Raw genomic sequence first — 14,117 nt, 5'->3', positions numbered from 1 at the left:
GTCGGCAGGTCGGCGCCCTTCCACAGTTCCCGGTTCACGTTGCCGTTGGAACCGATGACGCCGGTGCCGATCTGCAGACCGCCGGGACGCAGGCCGTTGGGCACGACCTGCGGCATCGCCTGCAGCGCGGCGCGGGCGGCGTCACGGGCCGCCAACTGGCTCGCCTGCATGCTCTGGATGGACAGCGTCGCCCGCTTCAGTGCGTTGGAGTTCTCACGCGCCGCGCGCGCTGCTTCCTGCGATCCGGACTGCGCAGCCGCAAGCGCTGCCGCCGACGGCGCAGGCACCGTACCGCCAAGCTCGAGGGCATGGCTGCCTGGCGTCGCAGCAAAGAGCGCTGCAGCACTCACGGTTGCAAGCAAGACCGAGAGAGAGCGCGTTTTCGTGTTGCTCGACGCCATGGTTCACCTTGAACTATCAACTGAAATCAATCGGAGACTTGTCTGCGAACGCACCAAGAGTGAGCCGGCAAAGGAAAGCGCCGCATGAACTGCCGGATGGCGGCCCCAGGGCTGCATCCAGACAATTCACGGATGCGTCCACGCTTCGTCCGTTCGTGCCCCCTAGACCGGTTGAAGGCATGAAGGACTGAACCCTGTCACAAAAATTTCATGGAATGACCGCCCGTCTCCTGGAACAAAGCTCCCCGGAACGCTGCCGTTTTCACGGCAACGCCCCGGCTTTTGTCTTTCGCAATTCCGGACGGAAAACCGCGACGCTTTTCCTGGAGTTGCCTAGGAAAGAACCACGATCCCGCCAGGCAGCGATGTCACCTGCGCACCGTAGGCCTCACGAACCAGGCCGATCAGATCATCGATACGGTCGAGACGGACGCGGGCTTCGACGAGGCGCCGTCCGAGTTCTTCGTTCACCAGGACAATGCGCCCCGATCTGTATCGGTTGACCTCTTCCACCACCTGAGACAGCGGCGTCTGCCGGAATACGAGCTGGCCTTCCCGCCATGCCATCACCACGGCGGGATCGACGGAGGTTGCGACATCCAGCATGCCATTTGCATAGGAGATCTGCTCTCCCTCGCGCAGGCTGAGGGATCGCCCGGAATAATCGACGCTGACCGAGCCGCGATGACAGGTCACGATTGCCCGGGATCCGTTGCATCGAAGGTTAAACTGGGCCTCGGTTGCATGGATCCGCCCGCCGGCGGCCTCGATCGTCAGACGCATGGGCAGTTGCTGCGTCGTTGCGATCGCAGCCTCTCCCGAGACGAGTTCGAGCCGCTCTTCGTTGCCTTCCCGGCGAACGTTGAGGCTGCTGCCAGTGTTCAGGTCGACGACGACGCCATTTGCAACCGATATGCGCCGCTGCTCTCCGGTCCTGGTGCGGTAGTCGGCGGCGAGTTCCTCGACCGATGGCCACAGATCGAGGGGAGGACGCATCGCAAGATAACCGGCCATGGCGACCGATGCCGCCATGCTGCCCCCCAGGAAAGCGCGCCTTCCCATTATGGCCGCGTGGCTGCGATGGCTATGTCCCAGCACGTTCGGGTCCGGTAGCCGCCGCGCCGCCTTGCCGAGGTTCTCCCACAGCAGGCTGGCTTCGGCGAAGGCTTGGGCGTGTGACTTGCTGCGTGCACACCAGCGCTTGAGTGCTTCAGCGTCGGCAACGGTCACGTTGCCCGACGTCAGACGGAGCAGCCATTCCTGTGCTTCGCGTTCCAGCATCTCGTCTTGGGCATCCATCGCTATGATCGCATCACCTTCGCCCGTCCCACCCCTTAAGACTGTTTCTGTGCGCCGGGACCGAACCTGCGGATTACTTTTCTGCCCAGACGTTCGGAACAGTGGCTTAGCGCGTGGAGCAGTTCCTTTTCCACCATTCGCGCCGAAATCCCAAATCGCTTCGCAATGTCCTCATGCTTCATGTCGTTCACCCGGGCGAGCAGGAAGATCGCCTTGCGGCGCGGCGTCAACTCATTCAACGCATCTTCCAGCATGGCGATTTCCGATCGGGCTTCGGCGATACGCTGGGGGTCGAGTGCATCGTCCATCATATGCCGCAGGGTCTCGATTTCGGCAGCGCTCAGCTTCCGGCTTTCGGCCCGCCTGCGATCCGCCGCGACATTGAGCGCCATGCGGAAGAGATAGGATTCCGGACGTCGCACCGGCCCGACATCACCCATCCGCCCGATCCTGAGCCAGGTTTCATGCAGGGCTTCCGTTGCCAGTGCATCCGAACCAAGCCGGCGGCGGAGTCGCTCCCTGAGCTTTCGGTAGCCGGCTTCCAGAGTGGCGCGCATGCGGGCGCTTGGCGATTCCGTCACGGACGCAGGCCAGACAGTTTGGTGCAGTCCGGAGCTGAAGCCTTCGGTCGCAGGATGATGGTGAGCGGCTGTGGCAAGTCTCGTGGCGGCGGTGCGATGCTGGCGCTCCTCAAGGCTGCCGCAATCGTCGTGTCGCGCGTTTCGTCGCCGGTCGAACTCAGAAAATGCAATGCCTGAACCGCGCCGCCTTCCCCGACCCATATCTGAAACGCCGCTCGATACGACCCGAGACCGCCGTTGCGGCAGAGCGCACGCTCGAGAACGCTTTGCACCTGTGAAAAATAGCCGCCATGATCGGGATGGCGGGCGTTTCGCGGCGCCGTGCTATCCTGGCTCTGCTCCGTGGGGGTCAAGGTAAAGGCATTCGTTCCAGCGTAGCGGATGGAAAGAGCCGTTCCGGCAAGGAGTATCCGCAACGCATCCTGCGGCGACAGGCGTCCCTTCACCGGAGACGACTTCAACCCCTGTGCCAGTTGACCATCGATCAACGCCGTCATGCCTGTGGTTTCCGCGAACTGAAAGAGCGCGCTCGCCAGAGGCTGTGCTGGAATGTTGAAGCTGATGCGCTCCGCCTGGGCGAAGGCTGAACTGAAGGTTGCCATCAGGCCCAGGCCAATCAAAACGCAAGCATGGCCCAGCCCGACGCTCCGGATCTGCGCGGCGGCAAGCGCACCCAGCCTCAATACCTCACCCTCGCATTCACGCACTGTCACGGCCCCGATGCCGTCCTTTAGGCAGGCTGTGTTACAGTCTCATGTCACGTGAAGGGTGTCTCTCGGCCCACAGCCACGGCGCGGCGACGAACGAGCGGCAGTTGTGACGGGGCCGGCCGAGGCTGGCATGTTGGGACGGACACGGCATGCAGCGTTGCGTTTTCGATAGTCCTAGCCGCAGCTGTCACCTCCAATCAACCCACGATGGCCATGCCGTTCTTCACCTGCTCCTCCCATACCGGAGCGCGCCGTTGACGCTGCTCGTTTCCCAGGCATTCGCAGCGATCAGGTTCTGCTGATCGGGTGCGATCTCGTGGAAATATTTCAGGTTTCTGCGAATGCGTTGAACAACGCCCTGGGCTGCGGCCGTCCCAAGCAGTGTCCGGCTGAAGATCCATGGGCCGTCCGACAAGGGATGCCTGCCCTCAATTTCGCCGGCTTCGGCGGCGACCTGCAGCGTGTCCGGTGTGACGCCGAGCAACTGCGCGGCGCCGTCCAGGCTGAGCCATGGCTCGAGGCCGTCCGCAGCCGGACGGAAGACCGGCACACCGTGATGCAATCTGAGCGCCGCGACGCGTTCGCGCGTCCAGCGATTGCCCTGCCCCGTCAACAGGCCGTTGCGATTGAGAATTCCTGCGATCACGCGATCACTGGCGACGAGCACGAGCTGTCGAACCGCTTCGATGATCTCGGTCGAAACCCTGTTGTGTACATCTCGACGCCACCCTGGCAAGCGCGGTTCCACGACATCATCGACATGCCGCGGTCCGTGGCGACCACCAGCACCGGGATTGCCACCTATCGTCCTGCGTATCGCCACCGCACGCTCCCAGCTGAGATAACCCTCATGAGCGTCGGGAACCAGCGCAAGCCATTCAACTGGCTTCTTCCGGATAGCGGGCAGACGAGCAGCGAAGGGATCAAATCCGAGCGTAACACGAACATCCCTGCAAGCGTACGCGCCGCCATAGATCGGGTTCTCAACCATCCGGCAGATGGTCGCGTATCTCGGTCTGCTCCAGGTGATTTTGCCGTTGCTGCGTTTGGTAGGCAGATCCAGCCCATGCTCGAGAAACCACAACAGCGTATGCTCGGCATTCCCGTGTTCGGCCATCTTGTCGAACACAAGGGCGATTGCCTCCTGAACGCGGCGATCCGGATCTTTTTCCAATCTGCCGTCGACCTTTACGAAGCCAACCGGGGCAGCAACGGCCAGTTCGCCGCGCACGGTCTTTTCGTAGAGCGCGGAGAGCGAGCGCTGGCGCAGCAGACCGAGCTCATCTTCGTTGGCATCGCCTCGCAATCCCAACAGCAGAAGGTCATCCTTCCGACGCGGCGCACAAACCATCTCCTCGTCGACCAGAACAGTATCGACAACCCGGCACATGTCGACCAGTCGTCGCCAATCAAGGTTCTTGCGTGCGAGTTCCGATAGCTGGCGCGTTGCGATCGCCCCGACCTTGCCGAGACGGACCTCCTCGAACAGGCGATCGAAGCCGGCCCGCGAGACATCGTCAGCGGCGAAACCGGTAAGATCATCCTCCACCGTTTCCATCCGAGGCCAGCCGAGTGCCGCCAGGCGATCGCGCATCGAAAATTCCAGCGGATCCCTCTCGGGATTGCGCGCGACCAAACTCTCCGAGGGCCGGTGGGTGTAAAAAATCGCCTTGCGCTCCAGATGGTGCAGGGCGATCTTTTCAAGCATCATGACACACATCCTCCCGTTGCAACCAGCCGCCAGATCGTGAGCACGGATCCGACCGCGTCGCGATCGGCCGAAGACGAGACACGCTTCGGAAAGGGCGGCCTGAAGCGTGAATTGCCGACAGCCGCCCCCGTCCCTTTCGGTAATTGGCACGCTCGCATTTGTTTCTGGTCGAAGAGGTGAGTTACCAGCTTACGAAACGCGTATCCTCAGCCGGTCAGGATCAATCGGCATGACACAATCGCAAGCGCCACGCCGATCAGCTTTCAGATCTATTCGTCGAAATCCTTGTACATCTCACCGTACGAGCAGATTTTCTGGCCCGCCACCGAACAGATATTCCCCCTGGATACTGCGCTTCGACGGATCCGGTCGCGAAACTATCTCCAGGATCTTGAGAGGCCGCACGCAACCTCGACAAGGTCCTGTTTCGTAGACACGCGAGAAGACGCAAACCCGCCAAAAATTCGCACCAGACATGACCTCGTCACGAAGGGCCTGGCAGGATGCATCCCCGCATTGGGTTTGGGATCGCGAAAACAGGATCTCCGCCACCGCGCCCTTCCAGATCGCTGCACGCGGACGAAACGGGCCCGCAGGCACGGCCACCATCGTGAGCCATCACCGGCATGCAGGAGGCCAGGGCGAGGTGCCACAGATCGCCGCAATCCAGCACAACGGCAGCCGGCATGAGACTTTAAGGCGCAGCGCCGAGAAAGCATACGGCGGTTGCTTGGCCGCCGTATGCTCATTAATGTTCAAGGACGCCGGATCGTCACTGCCCGGCAGCGTGACGACGTTCTGCGATCAGCTGGCGGGCCTGGTCCGTGGTCATTTCACCTGCACCCAGGACCTGGTAGGCACTGTCTGGATTCTGGCTGCTTTGCTGACTGGCGGCAGCACTCCGCCGACGTCGTTCTTTCTGATCCTCGGGTTCGTCTCCGCTTCCCCCACCACCGAAACCGAGCACTTCGACGATGATGATCGACGGCTGCTCGTTGGCTCCGGATTGGGCCGGATTGGCCGCAGCCTTGGACGCAGCGCCGGCCACGTTCCCGGCTTCGGTCAGGCCGCCGATGTTTGGTGCAACGACCTGCGGCACGCCGGTCACCGTGCCCTGGCCCTGGATGTTGGCCGCATTGACGACGTGCAAGGCGGCAACGTTCACATTGCCGGAGAACCGGATGCCTGCCTCGCCGGCATCGATGGTGCCGAGCGGGGCAACCAGGTCGATATCGCCGGGTTTCACTTCCGGGATCGGGTTCAGCGTCGCAATGCCGGCGCCCGACGACGGATCGTTCGATGATAGCGTGACCATGCCGTAATCGTCATAGACCCGCTTAGGCGGCGTATAGAGAACCGTCGTTTTGGCACCGCGTCCGGCATTGATGTCGCCCTCGCTCGACCAGGCGACAATATCACCCCCGAAAGTCGTCATGATGCGCGATAGGCCGAGCAGGATCGAGCCTTTCGAGTAGAGTCCGATGTCACCCTGCCCTTGTGTGACGATGCCGGCGGTGGACGGCGGCACTTGCCCTTCCACACCAATGACAATCTGCCCGCCCGGCGCCAGCATCTGAATGTCGCCCCCGAACTGCGTACGCACACCCGAACCGCCGAACATCGTGATGTCGCCAGCGTAGGCAATCGGATTGCCCGAGGCATCGCGCTCCGGGAACAGAGCCGCGATTATCTGACGGCCGCGCAGATAGGACTGGAAGCGCGTCGAGTTCGGATTGTTGTGCTCACGCCCGGCCTCGCGCAGTTCGGCGAAGTAGATGCTCCGGAGGAAGACATTCTGCTGCTCTGATGCGAGACCTGAGAAATAGACGCGCGCATCTTCATCACCAACCGCTACATAGCCGTAACGCTCTTTGAGCCAGACGATGAGTTCCTTTTCATAGGTTTTGACGACCTTGCCGGATTGGTCTGCAAGCGGGGTGCCGGCAATCGCAAGATTGGCCGGATCGAGATACGGCAGCAAAACTGCATAATTTGGACCGTTCGCGCCGCTACCTGCTGTCATAACGATCGACGCGCCTGGACGAGTATCGCCCGGAACGACAGCACCCAAGCTGAGCAATGAACCACTGTCGGCCTGGTAGATATGGCGGCCTGCGGTGAGCGCGAGCACACCCGGACCTCCAACCTTGAAATTGGGGTAGATGATGTCTCGGCCAGCCTGAATGATCGACATATCATTGTCGCGGCTGTGGACGATCAATCCGCCGATTCCAGCCTCGTTGGCCCAATCGGACGTGGGATCGTCGAGGCCACCGCCGGCGATAATATCTCGACCAGCCCGTATCCACACCGGCCCACCACCGATATAAAGGGGCTCTGATCCTATCGCACCCATCTGTCGAAGATATCCCGTGTGAATGTTGGTGATGTCCCCATTCACGGCATAGAACCGCAGCGGATCGGATAGCGCGTTGTTCGCGTATCCGCTTCCCCACACGGTAAGATAGTTGCCTTCTCCTACTGGGTTGAAACCGTAATGGATCGAATCGCGCGCCAGCAAGTCGAGCCGCGCGTTTGACAGCGGCTTCAACTCGGCTTGACCAAAAATCAACACGTTGCCGCCGGCAGCCACGACACCGAGAGCCGGCGGATAAGGCCGCCGATCGGGGATGTCTTGAGCATAGGAATAAAAGCTGTTCGTCCCGGCGCTATCGATGTCGAAGGATGAGATGGGCGCAACGGATCCACCTGCCGAGAACAGATCAATGGCGCTGCGCCTGGTCCACAGCGAGAAGCCAGGTGCACTCATGGATGGCAGCATGGTGCCGTCAGCACTGGCTGGATCGGTCGCGCCAGGATCAGTGGCGTGCAGAATGACGAGATTGCCGCGTGTGTTGATGGTGGCGCGACTGTCCCCCAATGCCAGCATCAGGCCACTATCGAGCCTGTAGTCATAGGCGCGCGTAGGATCGATCGGGCGCGGATCGGAATAGCCCAGAGGCCGCCCGTAGCTTCTCGCACTCACGAGACCGATCGCGGAGGCTGTGACCGAGATATCGCCGCGAACATTGACGAGCATACCTCCGCCCGGCTGGTTCGCCTTGAAAAGCGGCGCCGTGTTGAGACGGCCACCGATCTTCATCACGAGATCGCCGCCACCGGTCTGCCGCAGCGTCCCGTTCGCGTCGAGGTACCCGCCGCCGCCGATCGCAATCTCAAGACCACTGGCCTTGTAGACATCTATTCCGATATCTTGATCCATACTTTGTGGGGCCATGACTCCAGCGTCGCCGCCTGAAGTGACGTGGACATTGCCGCCTCCCAATGCGCCGATTCCGGCAAAGCCCGCGAGTTCGTTGAGACCCCAGGTGTTCGGTAAATAGGCGCCGAAATTGATGCCCCATGCGCCGTTTTCCGAACGCAGCCACCCGTTGATTCGCCGTTGGTTCGTGTCGATGCCGGTCATGTAGCTGTTACCAGCCAGGGTACCACCAGCCTCGACGTGGACATCACCGCCTCCGTCAGGGAGCCAAATGCCGCTGTAATTTTGTGTTTCGGCAGAAGCGGTGCCGGCGGTGTAGACGCCATAAAGTGAGGCGTGCCGATAGTTGCGGCCGGCGATAAGATCAAGATAGCCAGTGCCGGTGCGCACCACGCTGATCCCTTCCGCACCCAAATCCCCTGCAGGGTGCGGATTTTTGAGGACAAGATCGCCGCTTTCGCCCAGTACATGCATAGGCTTGACCGATCGCTTATCGCTTGCGGCAAGATCAGCTCCCGAGACGAAGCGCATGGACCACGACAAGGAGCCAGGTGCCAGCATCGGCGCTATCACTACGTCTGGGTCTGGTACGAAGCCGTCATTGATGTTGCCGTTGATCTTGAGATTGCCGCCCGCGCGCACGACGAGCACGCCGGGATCGACACTGGAGCCATAACGATAGCCCGATAGATCGAGATCGCCTTGCGTCGAGAGGTCATTGGTGTTGGTGATCTCCACGCCCGGCCGCAGGCGGTAGGCCGAACCATAGGCTCTCAGGCCGGCAAGCTGTGCCTGCAATGCACCATTCAGGCTTGCCGCATTGATGAAGGCGTCGCTGTCGATGTGAATGCCGTCCAGATAGGCCTGGTTGATGATGCCATCCGCTGGCGAATAGCTGCGGAACCCGTTCACAGCGATGCTGGCCGCCCCCCAGATGCTGATACCCTTCGCCGCGCCGAGGGCGATGCTGTCGTTACCCACGCGCGGCGCGTTGATTTCGAGCTTGCCGCGCGCAAATCCGTCGGCTGATCGTAAATCGATGGTGGAGCCCTCGGCGAGCGTAACGATGCCATTCTTCGTTGTCAGTTCGATCGACGCGCGATTGGAGGCCTCAATCGGCGCACCGTGGCTGTCGACCTGCAATAGGGTGCCATGCGCATCGAGTATGGCACCGGACGCGAGCGTGAGATCGTCGCGCGCCGCAAGCCGAATGCTACCAACCCGCTCGCCACTCGCATCGATTTTACCATTCACGATGAGGCTACCGCCATCGGCCGAGATATTGACGACACGCGCCCTCACCTCGCCGCCCACGGTAATGTCGCCACTTTTGGTGACGAAGCGACGTTCGCCAAAGAAGCCGCTAGCGTTCAGCTTCGCATTCAAGTCCACGAAATTGCCGATGATGTTCGCGGAAAGCGAGAACCCGCCTGCATCGTGGCCGCCGCTCGTCTCGCCACGTAACATACCGTCAAAGGTCGCGGTGCCATTCGTTGCAGAGGCCTTGACCGAACCGGCGTTATTGTTACGGGCCGACACATCGATGACCGAGCCCGCAGCCTGGATGATGCGACCGGCGCTGCTTTCCATTTCGAGGCTGCCGCCCCAGCTGTATTTTTTCACCTCGTAGAAGGAGATCGCGCGGCCCGCGAGATCGACGAGGGCGCGGTCACCGAACACGATGTCACCTTGTGCCCCCATGATCAGGCGCCCGCTTGGCAATGCGACTGTTGTATCGAGAGTGATCGTGCTGCCCTTCAAGCGAATCTCCCCGCCGAGGTCGCTGCGCGCGGAAGCAGCGGTGGCCGTGCCCGCCGCCCTGACCCTGATCTCGCCTCCCGCGCGAATGTCGATCATCGCGCCGCTATCTGCCGTGAAAAGTGGCGTGGTGATGGTGAGATTGCCGCCTGCATAAGAGGCCGCATCCGTACCGCTCTGATAGAAAGAGACGATACCGCGATTGTTGGCTGTGATCTTTTCGCTGGCGATCATATCGACGCCCGAAAAGCCAAGCACCAACCGTTCGAGATCCGCGCTGCTCTGACTGCGCGCCAGCGGATCGTAACCGAAATGGATATCGCGCGCGTTGAAGGTGAGATGGCCCAATCCGGTGCCGGCTCCCCCCGGCCGCACGGCGGGTGGCTTCAGGCTCGTATAAGGGCTCTCCACCGTGCCGCTTCCAGAGGCGATGCCGTTCCAGACGAGCGTATCGGCGGCGAGAACAGCGGACGTCCCCGAATCGCCCCAGCCATATATGGCCGGCGTGTTGAGCACGACCATGGTTCTGGCTGAGCCGCCAGCATGATTGCGCGCATCGAGCATGACATTGCCATAGAAATTGATCCCATCGCGCGCCGAGAACGACAGTCGCTCGAGCGATGCGAGATTCGTTGTCGCCGGATTAAGCAGACGATCCAGCGTCGTCTGCGTCAGGTTCCAGCCGGTGCCGAGCACACCCGCTGCCTCCGCGGCAGCAAGGGAAGCTTTCGTTCCCACGTTCACGGCGGGCAGGCTCAATGCGAGATAGCGTGCGTTGAGCTGCGCCTGCCCAAGCGAAAGCTGATCGGCCGCGACAAATCCGACGGTCCCGCGCGTACGCAAGATAGCGCCGTCCGCAACCATCAACTGGCTCGCCCGACCGTCCTTGGGAGCCACCGCCGGCAAAAGATTGAGCCATCCGTTCGCGACCATGAGCACAGAGCTGAACGTCACGTCATCGGGCGCACTGCCATTCGCAAAGACGTAACCTAGGGTAGAGTCAGCTGCGGCAAAGTCGCTACGGGTCGTATCGAGGATGGCTCCGTCTTCCACCGAAACGTTATTGCCCGCCAAGACGATCTGACCGGCTTCGACCACGGCGCCCTTACGCACGGCAATCCTGCCCGCCGTTGAGAAGTTTGACCGCAGATAAACGGTTCCGCCACCGACATAGCTATACGATCCGCCGACGAACAAAGTCCCAGCGTCAAAGCGCGACAAATCCTCCGCATCGAGCGCGATCATGCCCTCGGTCGCCGGAGCACCGGAGGCTTTGATTTCTATCGGACGGTAGCCCTGAACCAGCAGCGATCCAGCATATCCACCCTTGCCAGGCGCGAACAATGCAGTGCCTTTGAAATCGAGGGCATCGCCGGCCTCCTCGAGGGTCAATATCAGTTGCTTGCCGTCTATGGGCAGGCGCGCACGCGTGGTGCCGAATCGGCCGGCCTGTTCGAGTGCGAAACTGCTGTAACTCGTCTCGTTAAATTGCGAATGGGCGCGCACTGTCGTTCCAGGCGTCACCACGATCTGGTTCGGCAAAGCTGCACGGATTGCCGTATTGGCAACACCGAGATAAGCGCCCGCGGCATAAGAGCCGTTCCCAAGCGCTGTCGCGTCCGTATCGCGCGGCAGACTACCGCCGATCTCGACGCGATAAGCACCTGGCAGCAGGGCATAGTTTGACGGCAGCAACGTATACGTGCCGGCCGGAAGCCCAGGAATGCCAGACGGGATCGTGATCTGCTGGCCAATCGCCGGGTCGCCTGCTCCTGTTTCCTGCATGAGAGGCGCATAATCCGAAGCATTGCCTGGAAGGATGGCATAGACTTTGTTACCTGCCGCGCTGAACGCGAAGGCCGGATTGGCGTTTGAGAGCGGTGTTCTCAGAATGTTGACCGATCCGCCGCGGCCCGCGATGAAGCCAGCGCCGGCAAGCTCGCCACCACCTGAGAGATCGAGCACAGAGCCCGATTCCGCAACGAATTTGCCCGAGACGATTTCGATCTTGCCCATGGCGTCGAGCACCATCAGGTCGGGGGGGGTCAACTCCCGGCCATTGTAATTGTACTTGAGGCCATCGACCGTGCCGCCATAAGGGAGGACAAGGCCAGCCGCGCTGACTGAGGTTATGCTGCCATCGCGCAGAACCACGTGGTCGCTATTTTGACTGAATAAGCCCGCGCCGCCGACCATGCCGCCCAAGCGAATGAAGCCAAGTGGCGCGCGCAGGACGCCATCCTGTTCGACGATACCGGCGACGAGCCCGAGTGCGCCGAAAATGGACGACGGCGTCTGCGCCGACTTGCCATTGCTGCCAATAGCGAGAGTGCTGTTCGGACGCGGGGTGTTTCCAGACCCATCCCATGACGCACCCGCGAAGATCGTAGCGCTCGCCCCGGTGACAGGATAAAGCTGCGTCGAAGTCAGCGTCAGATCGCCCGCGCTGGCGAGCGAGCCAGTGCGGAAACGAATGTCGCCGCGACTGTTGAAATGAATGTGGCTGAAGCCCGGCGCCTCGATCGGGGCCTTCGCAGTCTGGTCATGCGTAATGAACGCGATGTCATATACATCGGATACGCCAAACCGGACCCAATTGCCGACATCGATCAGGTCTGCGTCCACCGTCAATCGGGCGGCATTCTCAGTTGCAGGTCGCCAACTTCCCGTCCCCGAATTTCGCAGGAACGGCCGAACCAATCCATTGGAGCTGATCTCCCGTGCGACTGTGCCATCGAAACGCACGACTGGCGCCGAGAGGGCGATATGCGCGTTTGGTGTCGCGTCGGCGACGGAGATGACGCCACGCTGCAAGATCAAGCTCTGATCGAGACGAAGCGAGACATCTCCTTCAAAACGCAGGATATCGGCGCTCCAGAACGACAGATTGTCAAAGCCCCCCGCCTGCACCTGCTCGGCGCTCAGCCGCCCCCTGGAATAACCGAGCTCGCTATGATGCTTGCCCGGTTCAAGATCTGTGGGCAGCGACGATGGCCGGCGCGCTTGAGAGATGGTCAAAATACGCGGTTGCTTGACCGCATCAATGTCGACGGACGTATATGATCCTGATTCAAGGATCACATTGAGACTTCCGCCGGAGGCCCCTGCACCGCCCGCGAAGGCGCGCATCTCTCCATCAAGCGCAAGTCCTGTGGAGGACGCCAGCGTGATCGAGCCCCCATGGCTGGACAACGTCCTGACGTCAGACCTGGCGAAGAAATTATCACCCGTCGTAAGATCAATCGTGGCGTTTGCGCCGGATGCGTCGAGGATCGCGCCCGGGCGGATGATAACGAATGCGGGCGAGACCGAATCCAGAAGTCCGCTCGAGTTCGGCGTGAGTGCAGCGACACCGATCTTGATCGTACCGCCATTCGACACACGGGCGAACGGCCGCTGATGCTGATCGAGGGCGGTAACCGCACGCGCAGCCACATCAAGCACAGCGTTGTCGCCGATCCACATTGAACGTCCGGGCACGATGCCGGCAATATCCGCGCGGCGATTGTTGATGGTAATAGCCCCACCAAACGCGTTCAGTCGTCCATCGATCGTGATTTGGCCCAGCGCCGATATGGCGATGGTCTGCCCGGGATCAACTTCGATACGCGAGCCCGTGTTGATCGAAACATCACCGACGTCGACAAACGCGAGGCTTGCTCCCTTGCGTTGGGCGATGGTTCTGGCGGCAGGCTGCGCACTATAGAGCGGCGGTGTCCAAATCTCGAATGCGGTGGCGGAATCGATACCGGTGGGTGTGCCATAGGCTGCGGCAGTGGACCGGTAGACCGGCATTTCCACAGAGAGCATGGTGCCGTTCGCGACGGTGACATCGCCGGAACTGAGCAGACTGCCCTTGATCGTGTATTGCGAAAAACCCTTTCTGAAGAAATCTGGCGTCAAGAAAACCTGCCCGGCTTCAAGCCCCGTGGCATGGTCGGCGATGAGCACGGGCGACCCGCCGACGCTGAGCTTGCCGCCGCCTTCAAAGCCATAACCACGCAACTCAGCGTCGAGCACCAATCTGCCTGTCGGCGCGCCGCTCAAATCTGTGTAGACGTTGGCCTCGATGGCAATATCGCCGCCTTTCCCGCCCTTTGTCGTTCCGTTGCGAAAAAGCGTGACCCCGGACGAGACATCAATGCGACTTCCGGATGCAAGGATGACATTCTGAGTGGATGTGAACGAGACGCTGCCGCCATCAACATGAGCGAGGCCTGAAAAATCAGCCGGGTCAGTTAGGGTGTTGGTCCATTGTCCGCGGGTATCGATCGTGGCGCCACCATGCAAAATGAACTGCGCGAGGCCGCCCCCCGCCGTCATGACCATCGGAGGGGCCGATGTAAGGTCTGATTTGAGAATATTGCTGACGCTGACGCTGCCCGAACGCGCCGTGAGACCGGCCTTGAAGTCGACGATAGGCGCGACGAGGTT

6 protein-coding genes are annotated in these 14,117 nt (G+C 61.2%); all 6 read right to left on the bottom strand.

The features are described 5' to 3' along the window. On the bottom strand, positions 1-350 hold a 350-nt coding region (locus tag AC3WTO_RS31035; RefSeq protein ID WP_492465064.1), incomplete at its 3' end, for a hypothetical protein. A 384-nt stretch (positions 351-734) separates the two neighbouring features. Further along, positions 735-1,700 carry a FecR family protein gene (locus AC3WTO_RS31030; RefSeq protein ID WP_492465065.1) on the bottom strand — a complete coding sequence of 322 codons (966 nt, stop codon included), beginning with the start codon at positions 1,698-1,700 and terminating at the stop codon, positions 735-737. Between the two features lie 35 nt (positions 1,701-1,735). After that, entirely contained in the window at positions 1,736-2,257 is a 522-nt protein-coding gene (locus AC3WTO_RS31025) for an RNA polymerase sigma factor (protein WP_492465066.1), read from the bottom strand. 20 nt (positions 2,258-2,277) lie between these two features. Next, a complete protein-coding gene (locus AC3WTO_RS31020) occupies positions 2,278-2,994 on the bottom strand; it encodes a secretin and TonB N-terminal domain-containing protein (protein ID WP_492465067.1) in 717 nt (238 codons plus the stop codon). 220 nt (positions 2,995-3,214) lie between these two features. Continuing rightward, positions 3,215-4,702 carry a recombinase family protein gene (locus tag AC3WTO_RS31015; RefSeq protein WP_492465068.1) on the bottom strand — a complete coding sequence of 496 codons (1,488 nt, stop codon included), beginning with the start codon at positions 4,700-4,702 and terminating at the stop codon, positions 3,215-3,217. Positions 4,703-5,474: 772 nt separating this feature from the next. Then, positions 5,475-14,012, bottom strand: coding sequence for a filamentous hemagglutinin family protein (locus tag AC3WTO_RS31010; protein WP_492465069.1), 8,538 nt, complete (start codon positions 14,010-14,012; stop codon positions 5,475-5,477). Positions 14,013-14,117: the final 105 nt, after the last annotated feature.

Source organism: Mesorhizobium sp. EU05-FHT14A09 (assembly GCF_058790995.1).
This window is presented reverse-complemented; position numbering and strand designations above follow the sequence as displayed.

Bases quoted from the DNA above. Each gene is read 5' to 3' on its own strand.
- AC3WTO_RS31030 (WP_492465065.1), bottom strand. From the start codon at position 1,700: ATGGATGCCCAAGACGAGATGCTGGAACGCGAAGCACAGGAATGGCTG.
- AC3WTO_RS31010 (WP_492465069.1), bottom strand. From the start codon at position 14,012: ATGGTCATGACGGCGGGGGGCGGCCTCGCGCAGTTCATTTTGCATGGT.
- AC3WTO_RS31025 (WP_492465066.1), bottom strand. From the start codon at position 2,257: ATGCGCGCCACTCTGGAAGCCGGCTACCGAAAGCTCAGGGAGCGACTC.
- AC3WTO_RS31015 (WP_492465068.1), bottom strand. From the start codon at position 4,702: ATGATGCTTGAAAAGATCGCCCTGCACCATCTGGAGCGCAAGGCGATT.